Raw genomic sequence first — 18,958 nt, forward strand, 5'->3', positions numbered from 1 at the left:
GCACAATCTGGCGCTGGCTGTTACGCCAGCACCAGTGACCTGTTTGATCGAGAGTTACTCGTCTTCCAGCTCGATGTTGATACCCAGCGAACGAATCTCTTTCAACAGTACGTTGAAGGATTCCGGCATGCCTGGTTCCATCTGATGGTTGCCGTCCACGATGTTTTTATACATCTTAGTACGACCGTTCACGTCATCAGACTTAACGGTGAGCATTTCCTGCAGGGTGTATGCTGCGCCATATGCTTCCAGCGCCCACACTTCCATCTCCCCGAAGCGCTGACCACCGAACTGCGCCTTACCACCCAGCGGCTGCTGAGTAACCAGGCTGTAAGAACCGGTAGAACGCGCATGCATCTTGTCATCAACCAGGTGGTTCAGTTTCAGCATGTACATGTAGCCAACGGTAACCTGGCGCTCGAACTGCTCACCGGTACGACCGTCGAACAGTGTGATCTGACCGGAAGTCGGCAGGCCACCCAGCTGTAACAGTTCCTTGATTTCAGACTCTTTCGCACCGTCGAATACCGGCGTTGCGATCGGCATACCTTTTTTCAGGTTTTCAGCCAGACGCAGAACTTCTTCATCGCTGAAGGTATTCAGGTCAACTTTCTGACGAACATCTGAACCCAGATCGTAAGCACGCTGGATGAATTCGCGCAGTTTCGCGACTTCTTGCTGCTGTTTCAGCATGGCGTTGATCTTATCGCCGATACCTTTTGCAGCCATACCCAGGTGGGTTTCAAGGATCTGACCGATGTTCATACGCGATGGTACGCCCAGCGGGTTCAGTACGATATCTACCGGCGTACCGTTAGCATCGTGTGGCATATCTTCGATCGGGTTGATCTTAGAGATTACACCCTTGTTACCGTGACGACCTGCCATCTTATCACCAGGCTGGATCCGACGTTTAACCGCCAGATACACCTTAACAATCTTCAGCACGCCCGGTGCCAGATCGTCGCCCTGAGTGATTTTACGGCGTTTCGCTTCGAGTTTTTTCTCGAATTCGTGTTTCAGTTCGTCGTACTGCTCAGCCAGTTGTTCCAGCTGATTCTGTTTCTCTTCGTCGGTCAGGCCGAGTTCTAACCAGCGGTCACGCGGCAGTTTGTCGAGCTTCTCAGCTTCAACACCACCGGAAACCAGCACAGCGTAGATACGGCTGAACAGGCCAGCTTCGAGGATCTGCAGTTCTTCAGACAGGTCTTTTTTCGCCTGCTTCAGCTGCATCTCTTCGATTTCCAGCGCACGTTTGTCTTTTTCTACGCCATCGCGAGTAAAGACCTGAACGTCGATAATCGTACCGGAAACACCGTTTGGCACGCGCAGAGAAGAGTCTTTAACGTCAGACGCTTTCTCACCGAAGATCGCACGCAGCAGCTTCTCTTCTGGCGTCAGTTGGGTTTCACCTTTCGGCGTTACCTTACCAACCAGAATGTCGCCACCGGTCACTTCCGCACCGATATAAACGATACCGGATTCATCCAGTTTGGAGAGCGCAGCTTCACCCACGTTCGGGATGTCAGCGGTGATCTCTTCTGGCCCCAGCTTGGTGTCACGGGACACACATGCCAGTTCCTGAATGTGGATGGTGGTGAAACGGTCTTCCTGGACAACACGCTCGGATACGAGGATGGAGTCTTCGAAGTTGTAACCATTCCATGGCATGAATGCCACGCGCATGTTCTGACCCAGCGCCAGTTCACCGAGGTCGGTGGACGGACCGTCTGCCAGCACATCACCACGTTCAACCGGCTCGCCCAGAGATACGCAAGGCATCTGGTTGATACAGGTGTTCTGGTTAGAACGGGTGTATTTGGTCAGGTTATAAATGTCGATACCTGCTTCGCCCGGGTACATCTCGTCTTCGTTAACTTTGATAACGATACGGGAAGCATCCACGTACTGAACAGTACCGCCACGTTTAGCAACTGCAGTAACACCGGAGTCAACGGCAACAGCACGTTCCATACCGGTACCAACCAGCGGCTTATCAGCGCGCAGAGTCGGAACCGCCTGACGTTGCATGTTCGCACCCATCAATGCACGGTTGGCGTCATCGTGTTCCAGGAACGGGATCAGGGACGCACCGACGGATACCACCTGCTGGGTGGATACGTCCATGTAGTCAACCTGGTCGCGGCTGAACAAGCTGGATTCGCCTTTGCTACGGCAGGTAACCAGATCTTCTACAAAGTGGCCTTCGTCATCCAGGTTGGAGTTCGCCTGAGCGATAACGTAGTTGCCTTCTTCGATAGCAGACAGGTAATGAATTTCGTCAGTTACAACACCGTCGGTCACTTTACGATACGGAGTCTCGAGGAAGCCGTATTCGTTAGTCTGTGCATACACGGACAGGGAGTTGATCAGACCGATGTTCGGACCTTCAGGCGTTTCGATTGGACATACGCGACCGTAGTGAGTCGGGTGTACGTCTCGAACTTCGAAGCCTGCGCGTTCACGGGTCAGACCGCCTGGGCCGAGTGCGGAGATACGACGTTTGTGCGTAATCTCAGACAGCGGGTTGTTCTGGTCCATAAACTGAGACAGCTGGCTGGAACCAAAGAACTCTTTCACTGCTGCAGAAATCGGCTTGGCGTTGATCATATCCTGAGGCATCAGGGTATCCAGATCGCCCAGAGACAGACGCTCTTTCACCGCACGCTCAACACGTACCAGGCCAACGCGGAACTGGTTTTCCGCCATTTCGCCTACGGAACGGATACGACGGTTGCCGAGGTGGTCGATATCATCGACTTCGCCTTTACCGTTACGGATATCGATGAGCTTCTTCATCACTTCGATGATGTCGTCTTTGCTCAGGATACCGGAACCTTCGATTTCGTCGCGCAGCAGAGAACGGTTGAACTTCATACGACCAACCGCAGACAGGTCATAGCGGTCTTCGGAGAAGAACAGGTTCTCGAACAGGCTTTCAGCAGCTTCACGAGTCGGCGGCTCACCAGGACGCATCATGCGGTAGATTTCTACCAGTGCGCTCAGACGATCGTTGGTTGGGTCAACACGTACAGTTTCAGAAATGTACGGACCGTGATCCAGATCGTTAGTGAACAGCGTTTCGATACGCTTGTGACCAGACTGGCTCAGCTTAGCCAGCAGATCCAGGCTCAGCTCCATGTTAGCTGCGCAGATCAGCTCGCCAGTAGATTCGTCAACGTAGTCTTTAGCCGCAACTTTACCAGCAATGTATTCAACCGGAACTTCGATATGTTTGATATCGTCTTTTTCCAGTTGGCGAATGTGGCGCGCAGTGATGCGACGGCCTTTTTCGACGTAGACTTTGCCGTTAGCTTCAATGTCAAAGGAAGCGGTTTCACCACGCAGGCGTTCCGGCACCAGTTCCATCTGCAGCTTGTTGTCGCGAATTTCGAAAACAACTTTTTCAAAGAACAGGTCAAGGATCTGCTCAGTGGTGTAGTTCAGTGCACGCAGAATAATGGTCGCAGGCAGTTTACGGCGACGGTCAATACGTACGAACAGGTTGTCCTTCGGATCGAATTCGAAGTCCAGCCAGGAACCACGGTAAGGGATGATGCGCGCGTTATACAGCACTTTACCCGAAGAGTGGGTTTTACCTTTGTCGGAGTCAAAGAAGACGCCAGGACTACGGTGCAGCTGAGAAACGATAACACGCTCAGTACCATTGATTACAAAGGTACCGTTGTCAGTCATGAGCGGAATTTCGCCCATGTAGACTTCTTGTTCTTTAATGTCTTTTACGGTGCCTTCCGGCGCTTCGCGCTCGTAGATCACCAGACGCAGTTTTACGCGCAGCGGTGCGGAATAGGTCACGCCACGGATCTGACATTCCTGAACGTCAAACACCGGTTCGCCAAGGCGGTAGCTGACGTATTGCAGCTCGGAATTACCGCTGTAGCTCTGAATCGGGAAAACGGAACGGAAAGCTGCTTCCAGACCATACTGCCCTTCAGGATCTTGCTCGATGAACTTCTGAAACGAGTCAAGCTGGATAGAAAGGAGATAAGGTATGTCCAACACTTGTGGACGTTTACCAAAATCCTTACGAATACGTTTTTTCTCGGTATAGGAGTAAACCATTAGGGTTCCTCAGCTCGCTGACAAGTCGACCCATCTGTCCGACGAAGGGACAGTTTGTGCAACACTATTTTGTTGACCGGAAAATCGAATACTTTCCGCAATGCCTGTTGCTATCACGCTTAAACCATTTCATTGCGATTTACACAGAACTGATGCTCTGTCGCAGTATATTAAGACGTCGATAGAAACAAGCATTGAAAGGCACAGCAGTAGTCAAACAGTGTGAAATGCTACTGGCGCCTTACAGCGCAAAAAGGCTGGTGACTAAAAAGTCACCAGCCATCAGCCTAATTTCTTAGGCTGCAACCAGAAAAGTTGGCTTATTTAACTTCAACTTCAGCGCCAGCTTCTTCCAGAGATTTTTTCAGTGCTTCTGCGTCGTCTTTGCTGATGCCTTCTTTCAGGGCAGCCGGAGCAGATTCTACCAGGTCTTTAGCTTCTTTCAGACCCAGGCCAGTTGCGCCACGTACTGCTTTGATTACAGCAACTTTGTTAGCGCCAGCAGCTTTCAGAATTACGTCGAATTCAGTTTTTTCTTCAGCAGCTTCAGCCGGGCCAGCAGCTACAGCTACAGCAGCAGCAGCGGAAACACCGAATTTTTCTTCCATTGCAGAGATCAGTTCTACAACGTCCATTACGGACATAGCGGATACTGCTTCAATGATTTGATCTTTAGTGATAGACATTTAAATTGTTCCTGAAAATCAGAATAAGTTTATACGTAAGCAGATGCTTGAGAAAGATAACTGCGATTAAGCAGCTTCTTTCGCATCGCGTACAGCAGCCAGAGTACGAACCAGTTTGCCAGCCGAAGCTTCTTTCATGGTTGCCATCAGGCGTGCAATTGCTTCTTCGTAGGTCGGCAGAGTTGCCAGGCGATCGATTTGCGATGCCGGGATCAATTCACCTTCAAAGGCTGCGGCTTTGACCTCAAATTTTGCATTCGCTTTCGCGAACTCTTTGAACAGACGAGCAGCAGCGCCCGGGTGTTCCATAGAGTATGCAATCAGGGTCGGACCAACAAACGTGTCTTTCAGGCACTCGAACTGAGTACCTTCAACGACGCGGCGCAGCAGGGTGTTACGAACAACACGCATGTATACGCCAGCTTCACGACCTGCTTTACGCAGTTCAGTCATTTTATCTACAGTTACGCCACGGGAATCCGCAACTACTGCAGACAGCGCGCCTTTGGCTACTTCGCTGACTTCAGCAACAATCGCTTGTTTGTCTTGAAGATTTAAAGCCATTAGCTTTGCTCCTGGATGTTTGCCGGAACTCATGTTCCGGAACTCACTTCACTCTCCCCAACGGAAAGAGCGTCTAAATACGGTGAGCAGAAACAAGCCAGAGTATCAGAAATAATCTTAGCGTTCTGTCACCGTCTACGCAGGGCATTAAGTTTCTTACGAAACACCTGCGGTCTTCGACGGAGGCCTGGATAGGCCAGGCTCCAACGAACAAATCTTGTCTATGACTTCGCCCTTTGAACTGTAACCGCGTTAGCTGCTCTCGTTCACACCGGTCATGTAGTTAATTACACTCCCGACGATTCACTCAATTGCTGCCTTGCTACAATTCAAATGACTCGCATAGAGTTCTGTTTATTTAAACAGAAACGTGGGGGTAAGATTGTAGACAAAATCACCGCCCACGTAAAGGCGAATATTAGTTCGCCACAGTCGCAGTCAGACCGGACTGATCAACGGCAACACCAGCACCCATGGTGGTGGAGATGCTAACTTTCTTGATGTACACGCCTTTAGCCTGAGTCGGTTTCGCTTTTTTCAGCGCAACCAGCAGAGATTCCAGGTTTTCTTTCAGTTTGTCAGCGTCAAAATCCACTTTACCGATGGTGGTGTGGATGATGCCGTTTTTGTCGTTACGGTAACGAACCTGACCTGCTTTAGCGTTCTTAACTGCTTCAGCAACGTTAGGGGTTACAGTACCAACTTTCGGGTTTGGCATCAGGCCGCGCGGGCCCAGAACCTGACCCAGCTGGCCAACAACGCGCATTGCATCCGGGGAAGCAATAACAACGTCAAAGTTCATTTCGCCTTTCTTGATCTGGTCAGCCAGATCTTCCATACCTACCAGCTCAGCGCCTGCAGCTTTAGCAGCTTCAGCGTTTGCGCCCTGGGCAAATACGGCTACGCGAACGGAACGGCCAGTACCGTGCGGCAGTACAGTTGCACCACGTACGTTCTGGTCAGATTTACGAGCGTCGATGCCGAGGTTAACGGCAACGTCTACGCTTTCTACGAATTTAGCAGTGGCCAGCTCTTTCAGCAGAGCAATAGCTTCGTTGATGTCGTACTGTTTAGTTGCATCAACTTTGTCACGGATCACGCGCATACGCTTGGTCAGTTTAGCCATTTCTTAGTCCTCCACTACCAGGCCCATGGAACGTGCAGTACCTTCAATGGAGCGAGTCATCGCTTCAATGTCGGAACCAGTCATGTCGGCAGCTTTGGTCTGCGCGATTTCCTGCAGCTGAGCGCGGGAAATTTTACCCACTTTGTCTTTGTTCGGCTTGCCGGAACCAGACTTGATACCAGCCGCTTTCTTCAGCAGAACTGCTGCCGGAGGCGTTTTGGTAACGAAAGTGAAAGAACGGTCAGCGTAAACGGTGATAACAACCGGGATCGGCAGACCTTTTTCCATGGAATCAGTTTTTGCGTTGAACGCTTTGCAGAATTCCATGATGTTCACGCCTTGTTGACCCAGTGCTGGACCTACCGGCGGACTCGGGTTAGCCATACCAGCTGCAACCTGCAGCTTGACGTAGGCCTGGACTTTCTTAGCCATTCTAAATTCCTCTAGTTGGGTTATAGCGCCTCAAGGAGGCTCCCCGTGATTAAATTCGTTTTACGGACAGGGCCCATAAAAACAAAAGGCGCGAAATTGTATTCCAATCTCGCGCCTTGTGCAACGATTAAATCGCCGCTTTTTTGATCGCTGTTTAGGCTTTTTCTACCTGGGCAAAGTCCAGTTCTACTGGGGTCGCACGACCGAAGATAGAAACAGAGACTTTCAGGCGGGACTTCTCGTAGTCCACTTCTTCAACCACACCGTTAAAGTCAGCAAACGGACCGTCACTAACGCGAACCATTTCACCTGGCTCAAACATCGTTTTCGGACGCGGTTTATCGCCAACCTGCTGCAGACGGTTCATGATCGCATCAACTTCTTTGTCGCTGATCGGCGCCGGACGGTCAGATGTACCGCCGATAAAGCCCATCACACGCGGCACGCTGCGCACCAGGTGCCAGCTTGCGTCATTCATCACCATCTGGACCAGTACATAGCCCGGGAAGAATTTACGTTCGCTCTTGCGACGCTGGCCACCACGGATTTCGACCACTTCTTCGGTCGGCACCATGACTTCGCCAAACAGCTCTTCCATATTTTGTAACTTGATATATTCGCGCAGCGACGTGGCTACGCGGCCTTCAAAACCGGAAAACGCCTGAACGACGTACCAGCGCTTTTTAGGGGCTTCAGACATCTTAGAACCTCAGGCCAGTGATAAAGGATACCAGGCGAACCAGAATACCATCCAGTCCCCACAGGATCAGTGACATTACTGCGGTAACCGCAGCCACAATTAATGTGGTGTGCAATGTTTCCTGGCGAGTTGGCCAAATGACCTTACGGACTTCGGTTCTCGCTTCACGGGCAAAAGCAACGGTCGCTTTACCTTTTGTTGTCAACAGCGCGACACCACCCGCTGCGGCAATCAGAATCACTACGGCCAGCGCACGCAGCGGCAGCATCATGTCACGATAGAGGTAGTTGCCAACGATAGCTACAAGCAGCAATACAGCGACAACAACCCACTTCATCGCTTCCAGGCCGCGCCCGCTTCCTTGAGCTTCGGTATTCGCACTCATAAACCAACCTGTCAGAAGTATTCTACAAACATTTTCACCCCGCGTAAGCGAGGCGATCCAAACCGAAATGCTCTGGTGCGTTTCGGACTAAACGCCCTCTTCAGAGCCTGTCTCAGCAATGATTATGACAAAAAAAATCACTGATGAGCCAGGTTCTGGTGTGAAAGCGTGCAAAAAGGGCATCAAATGATGCCCTTTTATTGCGCATTGCGTCAAATGTTATTCGGCAATTAGCTCATTACTTTGGCAACAACGCCCGCACCAACAGTACGGCCGCCTTCACGGATTGCGAAACGCAGACCGTCGTCCATCGCGATTGGGTGGATCAGGGTAACAACCATTTTGATGTTGTCGCCCGGCATTACCATCTCTACGCCTTCTGGCAGTTCGATGGTACCAGTCACGTCAGTAGTACGGAAGTAGAACTGCGGACGGTAGCCTTTGAAGAACGGAGTATGACGGCCGCCTTCGTCTTTGGACAGAATGTACACTTCAGATTCGAACTTGGTGTGCGGCTTGATAGAGCCCGGCTTAGCCAGTACCTGACCACGTTCGATTTCTTCACGTTTGATACCACGCAGCAGAACACCAACGTTCTCACCAGCACGGCCTTCGTCCAGCAGTTTGCGGAACATTTCAACGCCAGTACAGGTAGACTTAGCAGTCTCTTTGATACCAACGATTTCAACTTCTTCACCAACTTTGATGATACCGCGCTCTACACGACCGGTAACAACGGTACCACGACCGGAGATGGAGAATACGTCTTCGATAGGCAGCAGGAACGGCTTGTCAATCGCACGCTCTGGTTCTGGGATGTAAGAATCCAGGAAGCCAGCCAGTTCGATGATTTTCGCTTCCCACTCTGCTTCGCCTTCCAGCGCTTTCAGAGCAGAACCACGAACGATCGGAGTGTCGTCGCCCGGGAAATCGTACTGAGACAGAAGTTCACGAACTTCCATTTCTACCAGTTCCAGCAGCTCTTCGTCATCAACCATGTCGCATTTGTTCAGGAACACGATGATGTACGGAACGCCTACCTGACGACCCAGCAGGATGTGCTCACGAGTCTGCGGCATCGGGCCGTCAGTCGCAGCAACAACCAGGATCGCGCCGTCCATCTGCGCAGCACCGGTGATCATGTTTTTAACATAGTCGGCGTGGCCCGGGCAGTCTACGTGTGCGTAGTGGCGAGTCGGGGTGTCATATTCAACGTGAGAAGTGTTGATGGTGATACCACGAGCTTTTTCTTCCGGCGCGTTATCGATCTGGTCGAATGCGCGAGCAGCACCGCCGTAGGTTTTAGCCAGAACGGTAGTGATTGCAGCGGTCAGCGTTGTTTTACCATGGTCAACGTGGCCGATAGTACCGACGTTAACGTGCGGTTTAGTACGTTCAAATTTTTCTTTAGACATCGATTGTCCCTCTAAGACACGGATAAATCGGTGATATCACCACATCAACCAGGCAATATACCTGAGCTGTTGAATGCTTTTAAAAGTAAACAGAGAGAAACGGGAAGGAGAAGTGAAGTGGTGCTGATACCCAGAGTCGAACTGGGGACCTCACCCTTACCAAGGGTGCGCTCTACCAACTGAGCCATATCAGCACGTCTGGAGCGGGCAGCGGGAATCGAACCCGCATCATCAGCTTGGAAGGCTGAGGTAATAGCCATTATACGATGCCCGCATCCTGAAACTCGGCTACCCAGTTCTTTCTGCAACAAAAAAGAGATTTCTCTCTTTTCTGTTCGAGCTGATTAATTTTTTAATCAACTCAGGCGGCGATAACGCTGCCAGAAAGTGGTGGTGGGGGAAGGATTCGAACCTTCGAAGTCTGTGACGGCAGATTTACAGTCTGCTCCCTTTGGCCGCTCGGGAACCCCACCGGACTTGATGGTGCCGACTACCGGAATCGAACTGGTGACCTACTGATTACAAGTCAGTTGCTCTACCTACTGAGCTAAGTCGGCATCAAGTAGCGCGCATTTTATGGAGACACGCGCACTCATGCAACTAAAAAATTGCATAAAATGTTCTATCGCTCACATTTTGCACTATACGACCGATAAATAATCTATTTCCTCTTTGGATTGGACAAATTTCCAACGTCACGTGCCTCCTCTGGGAGGAATTTTGCTCCGGCAGGTACGCTTTGATAGAGAGAAAGCACATCTTTATACATCTGGAATACCCGTCACATTGCATTTCAGAGGATGATTTTTTCTTATTATTCCCCCCCATCTGGTGTTACCCTCCTGCCCATTGTCCAAATTAACTGAAATGTGCGTGCCATTGCGTACCGGGATGATTTCGTTTTTTACCGCAGACCTGATATAGCAATGACAGCCAGACCATGCGTATGAGTATAAAAGAGCAAGCGTTAACGTCGCCTTACCTACAGTTTGATCGCAACCAGTGGGCTGCGCTTCGTGATTCCGTGCCGATGACCCTGACCGAGGAAGAGATTGCTCGTCTTAAAGGCATTAACGAAGACTTATCGCTGGAAGAAGTTGCCGAGATTTATTTGCCTCTCTCGCGTTTGCTAAACTTTTACATCAGTTCGAACCTGCGACGTCAGGCCGTGCTGGAGCAATTTTTAGGCACGAATGGCGAGCGTATTCCTTATATTATTAGCATTGCTGGCAGCGTCGCCGTCGGTAAAAGTACGACTGCGCGTGTTTTGCAGGCTTTGCTCAGTCGCTGGCCCGAGCATCGCAAGGTTGAGTTGATTACTACCGATGGCTTTCTCCACCCTAACCAGGTATTGAAAGATCGTGGACTGATGAAGAAGAAAGGCTTCCCCCAGTCCTATGATATGCATCGCTTGGTTAAATTCGTTTCCGATCTGAAATCAGGCGTACCTAACGTCACGGCGCCGGTCTATTCCCATCTCATCTATGATGTGATCCCTGATGGCGACAAAACCGTTGCCCAGCCCGACATATTAATACTCGAAGGGCTAAATGTATTACAAAGCGGGATGGACTATCCTCACGATCCGCATCATGTATTTGTTTCTGACTTTGTCGACTTTTCTATTTATGTTGATGCGCCAGAAGAATTACTCCAGACGTGGTATATCAACCGTTTCCTGAAATTCCGTGAAGGGGCGTTTACCAACCCGGACTCTTATTTCCATAACTATGCAAAATTATCAGAAGATGAGGCTATCAACACCGCCACATCGTTATGGAAAGAGATTAACTGGCTGAATTTAAAACAAAATATATTACCAACGCGTGAGCGAGCAAGCTTAATCATGACGAAAAGTGCCAATCATGCCGTTGAGCAAGTCAGGTTGAGAAAATAAATAAAAAAGGGGAGCAACAGCTCCCCTTCTTATTACTCAGCGCTTCTTAGCGATATTTCTCCACCCATCCAGGGGTTGATCTCGCCATTTTGTTCAAGCAATAATGCACCTTGCGCGTCTATTCCACGAGAGATGCCAAATATTTCTTTATCGCCAATAATAAGTTTGACCGGGCGGTCGATAAAGTTATCCAGTCTCTTCCAGCGAGACAGATACGGCGCTAAACCTTCGTGCTCAAAGAGCACTAACGCAGCACGCAACTCACGTATCAGTCGGGCAGCAAGGGTATTGCGATCAATGTTAATGCCCGCTTCCTGCAAGTTAATCCAGCCTTGATTAACCACATTTTCTTCAACCCGGCGCATGGACATATTAATACCCGCACCGATAACAATCTGCGCGGCATCCCCTGTCTTACCGGTCAGTTCAACCAGGATCCCTGCCAGCTTACGGTCGAGCAAATAGAGGTCGTTGGGCCATTTTACACGTACCTTCTCTGCGCCCAGATCGCGTAAAACCTCAGCCATGACGATACCAATAACCAGACTCAGGCCAATCGCGGCAGCCGGTCCTTGTTCCAGCCGCCAGAACATTGAAAGGTACAGGTTGGCACCAAACGGTGAAAACCATTTGCGACCACGGCGGCCGCGCCCGGCTTGCTGATATTCAGCGACACAGGCATCCCCTGACTCCAGTTGACCTATTCGGTCCATCAGGTACTGATTGGTTGAGTCGATAACCGGCAGGACTGTGATATTTCCACCATCCAGTTGAGAATGAATAAGTGAGGCATCTAATAGTTGGATAGGTTCCGGTAAGCTGTATCCTTTACCTGGAACAGTAAAGACATCAACCCCCCAGTCGCGTAACGTCTGGACATGCTTATTGATTGCGGCACGGCTCATTCCCAACTTTTCACCGAGCTGCTCACCAGAATGAAATTCGCCATCAGCGAGTAATGAAATAAGCGTCAGAGGGACGGTATTATCCTTCATGCAATGATCTCCACAGCATTCATTTCACCCTGCGGGCCAATAAATCGGACCTCTGGTTCGAGCCAGACATTAAATTTCTCACCGACTTTTTGACGTACATGATGTGCAAGTTGCACCACATCCTGACTCGTCGCATTATCTGCATTGATCAGCACCAGAGCCTGCTGTTGATGTACCGCTGCGCCACCAATGCGCATGCCTTTTAGCTGACACTGATCGATAAGCCAGCCGGCTGCCAGTTTCACAGAACCATCAGCCTGCGGGTAATGAGGTGCTGTTGGGAATTTTGCCAGGAGCTCCTGCGCAATCTCTGCGGTGACAACCGGGTTTTTAAAGAAGCTTCCTGCATTACCGTTTACTTTCGGATCGGGCAGTTTTGTCGTGCGCATATGGCAGACAGAATCAAAAACCTGCTGAGGCGTCACCGTTGTAGGATCCAGGCGCGTCAGATCGCCATAGGTCAGTACCGGATGCCACTGTTTAGACAAGCGTAAACCAACAGCAATAATTGCGAAGCGATCCTGGTATTCATGTTTGAAGATGCTGTCACGATAACCAAAGCGACATTCTGCTGCACCAACGCGCAGATGTTTGCCAGTCGACAGCTCAACGCAGTCTACGTATTCGCAGACGCGCTGTAGCTCTACGCCATAGGCACCAATATTCTGGATTGGCGATGAACCCACGCAGCCTGGGATAAGCGCCAGATTTTCCAGCCCAGGCATACCAAGCTGCAACGTATGCTGGACCAGATGATGCCAGTTTTCACCCGCACCTACGTGCAAATGCCACGCATCAGGTTGTTCTGTAATCTCAATACCCTTAATACGATTGACGATCACCGTCCCCTGGAAGGCATCAAGAAACAGGACGTTGCTCCCTTCGCCCAGGATCAGTACTGGATGATGCGATGCATTGGCTGATTGCCAGGCATTCAGTAATTGTTGTTCATTTTCGGCGCAGACAAGTTCATTTGTTTGCTGATCGATACCGAAGGTGTTCCAGGCTTTAAGGGAGTGATTCATAGACGCTTTCCTGATGCAAAATCGCGCCTAGTTTACCGCATATACCGCAGGATGGCTTGTGTTATGGAGGCTCAGGATATAGCTTTGCACCCGATGGTGCGGTGTTGTGATGTGCCTGATGCGCTGCGCTTATCAGGCCTACAAAATACATTCAGCCCGGACCCTGTAGGCCGGATAAGGCGGTACGCCGCATCCGGCGGTTTTCACCCCGCACAGACGCAAAAAAGCCCATCCGTCAGGATGGGCTTCTTCACTTTAATTAATGCCTGGCAGTTTATGGCGGGCGTCCTGCCCGCCACCCTCCGGGCCGTTGCTGCGCAACGTTCAAATCCGCTCCCGGCGGATTTGTCCTGGCAGGAGAGCGCTCACCGACAGACAACAGATAAAACAAAAGGCCCAGTCTTTCGACTGAGCCTTTCGCTTTTATTTGATGCCTGGCAGTTCCCTACTCTCGCATGGGGAGACCCCACACTACCATCGGCGCTACGGCGTTTCACTTCTGAGTTCGGCATGGGGTCAGGTGGGACCACCGCGCTACAGCCGCCAGGCAAATTCTGTTTTATCACACACCCTGGCATGCGATGTTATCTGTATCAGGCTGAAAATATCTCTTTCGCCAAAACAGCTTCGGCGTTGTAAGGTTAAGCCTCACGGTTCATTAGTACCGGTTAGCTCAATGTATCGCTACACTTACACACCCGACCCGGCCTATCAACGTCGTCGTCTTCAACGTTCCTTCAGGACTCTCAAGGAGTCAGGGAGAACTCATCTCGGGGCAAGTTTCGTGCTTAGATGCTTTCAGCACTTATCTCTTCCGCATTTAGCTACCGGGCATGCCATTGGCATGACAACCCGAACACCAGTGATGCGTCCACTCCGGTCCTCTCGTACTAGGAGCAGCCCCCCCTTCTCCAGCGCCCACGGCAGATAGGGACCGAACTGTCTCACGACGTTCTAAACCCAGCTCGCGTACCACTTTAAATGGCGAACAGCCATACCCTTGGGACCTACTTCAGCCCCAGGATGTGATGAGCCGACATCGAGGTGCCAAACACCGCCGTCGATATGAACTCTTGGGCGGTATCAGCCTGTTATCCCCGGAGTACCTTTTATCCGTTGAGCGATGGCCCTTCCATTCAGAACCACCGGATCACTAAGACCTGCTTTCGCACCTGCTCGAGCCGTCACTCTCGCAGTCAAAGCTTATGCCTTTGCACTAACCTCCTGATGTCCGACCAGGATTAGCTAACCTTCGTGCTCCTCCGTTACTCTTTAGGAGGAGACCGCCCCAGTCAAACTACCCACCAGACACTGTCCGCAACCCGGATTACGGGTCAACGTTAGAACACCAGCCATTAAAGGGTGGTATTTCAAGGATGGCTCCATGCAGACTGGCGTCCACACTTCAAAGCCTCCCACCTATCCTACACATCAAGGACCAGTGTTCAGTGTCAAGCTATAGTAAAGGTTCACGGGGTCTTTCCGTCTTGCCGCGGGTACACTGCATCTTCACAGCGAGTTCAATTTCACTGAGTCTCGGGTGGAGACAGCCTGGCCATCATTACGCCATTCGTGCAGGTCGGAACTTACCCGACAAGGAATTTCGCTACCTTAGGACCGTTATAGTTACGGCCGCCGTTTACCGGGGCTTCGATCAAGAGCTTCTCCTTACGCGCTAACCCCATCAATTAACCTTCCGGCACCGGGCAGGCGTCACACCGTATACGTCCACTTTCGTGTTTGCACAGTGCTGTGTTTTTAATAAACAGTTGCAGCCAGCTGGTATCTTCGACTGATTTCAGCTCCACGAGCAAGTCGCTTCACCTACATATCAGCGTGCCTTCTCCCGAAGTTACGGCACCATTTTGCCTAGTTCCTTCACCCGAGTTCTCTCAAGCGCCTTGGTATTCTCTACCTGACCACCTGTGTCGGTTTGGGGTACGATTTGATGTTACCTGATGCTTAGAGGCTTTTCCTGGAAGCAGGGCATTTGTTACTTCAGCACCGTAGTGCCTCGTCATCACGCCTCAGCGTTAATAAGGTACCGGATTTACCTGGAACCTCCGCTACTACACGCTTAAACCGGGACAACCGTCGCCCGGCCAACATAGCCTTCTCCGTCCCCCCTTCGCAGTAACACCAAGTACAGGAATATTAACCTGTTTCCCATCGACTACGCCTTTCGGCCTCGCCTTAGGGGTCGACTCACCCTGCCCCGATTAACGTTGGACAGGAACCCTTGGTCTTCCGGCGAGCGGGCTTTTCACCCGCATTATCGTTACTTATGTCAGCATTCGCACTTCTGATACCTCCAGCATGCCTCACAGCACACCTTCAACGGCTTACAGAACGCTCCCCTACCCAACAACGCATAAGCGTCGCTGCCGCAGCTTCGGTGCATGGTTTAGCCCCGTTACATCTTCCGCGCAGGCCGACTCGACCAGTGAGCTATTACGCTTTCTTTAAATGATGGCTGCTTCTAAGCCAACATCCTGGCTGTCTGGGCCTTCCCACATCGTTTCCCACTTAACCATGACTTTGGGACCTTAGCTGGCGGTCTGGGTTGTTTCCCTCTTCACGACGGACGTTAGCACCCGCCGTGTGTCTCCCGTGATAACATTCTTCGGTATTCGCAGTTTGCATCGGGTTGGTAAGTCGGGATGACCCCCTAGCCGAAACAGTGCTCTACCCCCGAAGATGAATTCACGAGGCGCTACCTAAATAGCTTTCGGGGAGAACCAGCTATCTCCCGGTTTGATTGGCCTTTCACCCCCAGCCACAAGTCATCCGCTAATTTTTCAACATTAGTCGGTTCGGTCCTCCAGTTAGTGTTACCCAACCTTCAACCTGCCCATGGCTAGATCACCGGGTTTCGGGTCTATACCCTGCAACTTAACGCCCAGTTAAGACTCGGTTTCCCTTTCGGCTCCCCTATTCGGTTAACCTTGCTACAGAATATAAGTCGCTGACCCATTATACAAAAGGTACGCAGTCACACGCCTAAGGGTGCTCCCACTGCTTGTACGTACACGGTTTCAGGTTCTTTTTCACTCCCCTCGCCGGGGTTCTTTTCGCCTTTCCCTCACGGTACTGGTTCACTATCGGTCAGTCAGGAGTATTTAGCCTTGGAGGATGGTCCCCCCATATTCAGACAGGATACCACGTGTCCCGCCCTACTCTTCGAGTTCACACACATGCACTTTTGTGTACGGGACTTTCACCCTGTATCGCGACTTTCCAGACGCTTCCACTAACACACATGCTGATTCAGACTCTGGGCTGCTCCCCGTTCGCTCGCCGCTACTGGGGGAATCTCGGTTGATTTCTTTTCCTCGGGGTACTTAGATGTTTCAGTTCCCCCGGTTCGCTTCATTACGCCTGTATTCACGTAATGATAGTGTGACGAATCACATGGGTTTCCCCATTCGGAAATCGCCGGTTATAACGGTTCATATCACCTTACCGACGCTTATCGCAGATTAGCACGTCCTTCATCGCCTCTGACTGCCAGGGCATCCACCGTGTACGCTTAGTCGCTTAACCTCACAACCCGAAGATGTTTCACTTCTGATTGCGAAAATTTGAGAGACTCGAACACACCATTTTTCATTTCTTATTACGGAGAAATGAAACAGTGTGTCGTTTCAATTTTCAGCTTGATCCAGATTTTTAAAGAGCAAAACTTCGCAGTGAACCTTTTCAGGTACACTCTGAAGTTTTCTTGTGTTGTTGCAGTAAGTAAAGGATGGTGGAGCTATGCGGGATCGAACCGCAGACCTCCTGCGTGCAAGGCAGGCGCTCTCCCAGCTGAGCTATAACCCCATCGTAGAATGCTAATCTCTGTACCCTAATTCGTTTCCGGGCAAGGCGCGGTGGTGCGAAGCATACTGAAGTATGCGAGCATCGCCGTAACAGCACGGAGGCGAATTTGGTAGGCCTGAGTGGACTTGAACCACCGACCTCACCCTTATCAGGGGTGCGCTCTAACCACCTGAGCTACAAGCCTGCAGAGATTTTCTTACTGCTAATTTTCATCAGACAATCTGTGTGAGCACTGCAAAGGTCGGTTCTTTAAGGTAAGGAGGTGATCCAACCGCAGGTTCCCCTACGGTTACCTTGTTACGACTTCACCCCAGTCATGAATCACAAAGTGGTAAGCGCCCTCCCGAAGGTTAAGCTACCTACTTCTTTTGCAACCCACTCCCATGGTGTGACGGGCGGTGTGTACAAGGCCCGGGAACGTATTCACCGTGGCATTCTGATCCACGATTACTAGCGATTCCGACTTCATGGAGTCGAGTTGCAGACTCCAATCCGGACTACGACATACTTTATGAGGTCCGCTTGCTCTCGCGAGGTCGCTTCTCTTTGTATATGCCATTGTAGCACGTGTGTAGCCCTACTCGTAAGGGCCATGATGACTTGACGTCATCCCCACCTTCCTCCAGTTTATCACTGGCAGTCTCCTTTGAGTTCCCGACCGAATCGCTGGCAACAAAGGATAAGGGTTGCGCTCGTTGCGGGACTTAACCCAACATTTCACAACACGAGCTGACGACAGCCATGCAGCACCTGTCTCAGAGTTCCCGAAGGCACCAAAGCATCTCTGCTAAGTCTCTGGATGTCAAGAGTAGGTAAGGTTCTTCGCGTTGCATCGAATTAAACCACATGCTCCACCGCTTGTGCGGGCCCCCGTCAATTCATTTGAGTTTTAACCTTGCGGCCGTACTCCCCAGGCGGTCGACTTAACGCGTTAGCTCCGGAAGCCACGCCTCAAGGGCACAACCTCCAAGTCGACATCGTTTACGGCGTGGACTACCAGGGTATCTAATCCTGTTTGCTCCCCACGCTTTCGCACCTGAGCGTCAGTCTTTGTCCAGGGGGCCGCCTTCGCCACCGGTATTCCTCCAGATCTCTACGCATTTCACCGCTACACCTGGAATTCTACCCCCTCTACAAGACTCTAGCTTGCCAGTTTCGGATGCAGTTCCCAGGTTGAGCCCGGGGATTTCACATCCGACTTGACAGACCGCCTGCGTGCGCTTTACGCCCAGTAATTCCGATTAACGCTTGCACCCTCCGTATTACCGCGGCTGCTGGCACGGAGTTAGCCGGTGCTTCTTCTGCGGGTAACGTCAATTGCTGCGGTTATTAACCACAACACCTTCCTCCCCGCTGAAAGTACTTTACAACCCGAAGGCCTTCTTCATACACGCGGCATGGCTGCATCAGGCTTGCGCCCATTGTGCAATATTCCCCACTGCTGCCTCCCGTAGGAGTCTGGACCGTGTCTCAGTTCCAGTGTGGCTGGTCATCCTCTCAGACCAGCTAGGGATCGTCGCCTAGGTGAGCCGTTACCCCACCTACTAGCTAATCCCATCTGGGCACATCCGATGGCAAGAGGCCCGAAGGTCCCCCTCTTTGGTCTTGCGACGTTATGCGGTATTAGCTACCGTTTCCAGTAGTTATCCCCCTCCATCGGGCAGTTTCCCAGACATTACTCACCCGTCCGCCACTCGTCACCCGAGGAGCAAGCTCCTCTGCGCTACCGTTCGACTTGCATGTGTTAGGCCTGCCGCCAGCGTTCAATCTGAGCCATGATCAAACTCTTCAATTTAAAAGTTTGATGCTCAATGAATTAAACTTCGTA

11 protein-coding genes, 6 tRNA genes, 3 rRNA genes and 1 pseudogene are annotated in these 18,958 nt (G+C 51.1%); 2 read left to right on the forward strand and 19 right to left on the reverse strand.

What is annotated here, in order from left to right; translation table 11 throughout:
• Nucleotides 1–54 precede the first annotated feature (54 nt).
• The 12 genes from rpoB to LY264_RS23305 form a co-directional block, all read right to left on the reverse strand.
• Nucleotides 55–4,083, reverse strand: coding sequence for a DNA-directed RNA polymerase subunit beta (gene rpoB / locus LY264_RS23250; protein ID WP_003033111.1), 4,029 nt, complete (start codon nt 4,081–4,083; stop codon nt 55–57).
• A gap of 320 nt (nt 4,084–4,403) precedes the next feature.
• Nucleotides 4,404–4,769, reverse strand: coding sequence for a 50S ribosomal protein L7/L12 (gene rplL, locus LY264_RS23255; RefSeq protein WP_003033114.1), 366 nt, complete (start codon nt 4,767–4,769; stop codon nt 4,404–4,406).
• A 66-nt stretch (nt 4,770–4,835) separates the two neighbouring features.
• Nucleotides 4,836–5,333 (reverse strand): 50S ribosomal protein L10, encoded by a 498-nt coding sequence (rplJ, locus tag LY264_RS23260; protein WP_001207203.1) that lies wholly within the window; start codon nt 5,331–5,333, stop codon nt 4,836–4,838.
• A gap of 418 nt (nt 5,334–5,751) precedes the next feature.
• Nucleotides 5,752–6,459: a 50S ribosomal protein L1 gene (gene rplA / locus LY264_RS23265; RefSeq protein ID WP_003033119.1), complete on the reverse strand. Its 708-nt coding sequence runs from the start codon at nt 6,457–6,459 to the stop codon at nt 5,752–5,754.
• A gap of 3 nt (nt 6,460–6,462) precedes the next feature.
• Nucleotides 6,463–6,891, reverse strand: a complete 429-nt coding sequence (gene rplK / locus LY264_RS23270) for a 50S ribosomal protein L11 (protein WP_003033122.1) — start codon at nt 6,889–6,891, stop codon at nt 6,463–6,465.
• A gap of 154 nt (nt 6,892–7,045) precedes the next feature.
• Nucleotides 7,046–7,591: a transcription termination/antitermination protein NusG gene (gene nusG, locus LY264_RS23275; RefSeq protein ID WP_003033125.1), complete on the reverse strand. Its 546-nt coding sequence runs from the start codon at nt 7,589–7,591 to the stop codon at nt 7,046–7,048.
• Between the two features lies 1 nt (nt 7,592).
• Nucleotides 7,593–7,976, reverse strand: coding sequence for a preprotein translocase subunit SecE (gene secE / locus LY264_RS23280; protein WP_003033128.1), 384 nt, complete (start codon nt 7,974–7,976; stop codon nt 7,593–7,595).
• Between the two features lie 230 nt (nt 7,977–8,206).
• The gene (tuf, locus tag LY264_RS23285; RefSeq protein ID WP_003031109.1) at nt 8,207–9,391 is read right to left on the reverse strand and encodes an elongation factor Tu; all 1,185 of its coding nucleotides are present in this window, start codon (nt 9,389–9,391) and stop codon (nt 8,207–8,209) included.
• A gap of 118 nt (nt 9,392–9,509) precedes the next feature.
• Nucleotides 9,510–9,585 (reverse strand) — tRNA-Thr (locus LY264_RS23290).
• 5 nt (nt 9,586–9,590) lie between these two features.
• A tRNA-Gly gene (locus LY264_RS23295) sits at nt 9,591–9,665 on the reverse strand.
• Between the two features lie 114 nt (nt 9,666–9,779).
• Nucleotides 9,780–9,864: transfer RNA gene (locus LY264_RS23300), tRNA-Tyr, on the reverse strand.
• A gap of 8 nt (nt 9,865–9,872) precedes the next feature.
• Nucleotides 9,873–9,948, reverse strand: a tRNA-Thr gene (locus LY264_RS23305).
• Nucleotides 9,949–9,967: 19 nt separating this feature from the next.
• Here LY264_RS23305 and LY264_RS23310 point away from each other — a divergent pair.
• Both LY264_RS23310 and coaA read left to right on the forward strand, forming a co-directional pair.
• Nucleotides 9,968–10,048 (forward strand): annotated as a pseudogene (locus LY264_RS23310) (hypothetical protein); the annotation flags it as partial.
• 289 nt (nt 10,049–10,337) lie between these two features.
• Nucleotides 10,338–11,288: a type I pantothenate kinase gene (gene coaA / locus LY264_RS23315; protein ID WP_003031107.1), complete on the forward strand. Its 951-nt coding sequence runs from the start codon at nt 10,338–10,340 to the stop codon at nt 11,286–11,288.
• 32 nt (nt 11,289–11,320) lie between these two features.
• On the opposite strand, the gene birA is transcribed toward coaA, so the two are convergent.
• The 7 genes from birA to LY264_RS23350 form a co-directional block, all read right to left on the reverse strand.
• On the reverse strand, nt 11,321–12,283 hold the full coding sequence (gene birA / locus LY264_RS23320; RefSeq protein ID WP_048227513.1) for a bifunctional biotin--[acetyl-CoA-carboxylase] ligase/biotin operon repressor BirA: 963 nt from the start codon (nt 12,281–12,283) through the stop codon (nt 11,321–11,323).
• Nucleotides 12,280–13,308: a UDP-N-acetylmuramate dehydrogenase gene (gene murB, locus LY264_RS23325; protein ID WP_048215164.1), complete on the reverse strand. Its 1,029-nt coding sequence runs from the start codon at nt 13,306–13,308 to the stop codon at nt 12,280–12,282. Before murB ends, birA begins: the two co-directional genes overlap by 4 nt.
• A 432-nt stretch (nt 13,309–13,740) precedes the next feature.
• Nucleotides 13,741–13,856 (reverse strand): 5S ribosomal RNA (gene rrf, locus LY264_RS23330).
• 89 nt (nt 13,857–13,945) lie between these two features.
• Nucleotides 13,946–16,851, reverse strand: a 23S ribosomal RNA gene (locus LY264_RS23335).
• A 203-nt stretch (nt 16,852–17,054) separates the two neighbouring features.
• Nucleotides 17,055–17,130 (reverse strand) — tRNA-Ala (locus tag LY264_RS23340).
• A gap of 107 nt (nt 17,131–17,237) precedes the next feature.
• Nucleotides 17,238–17,314: transfer RNA gene (locus LY264_RS23345), tRNA-Ile, on the reverse strand.
• A 71-nt stretch (nt 17,315–17,385) separates the two neighbouring features.
• Nucleotides 17,386–18,925: ribosomal RNA gene (locus LY264_RS23350) — 16S ribosomal RNA — on the reverse strand.
• The 16S, 23S and 5S rRNA genes sit together here with 2 tRNA genes alongside, the layout of an rRNA operon.
• Nucleotides 18,926–18,958 lie beyond the last annotated feature (33 nt).

Origin of the sequence: Citrobacter portucalensis, assembly GCF_023374935.1 — a bacterium.
GTDB lineage: Bacteria > Pseudomonadota > Gammaproteobacteria > Enterobacterales > Enterobacteriaceae > Citrobacter > Citrobacter portucalensis.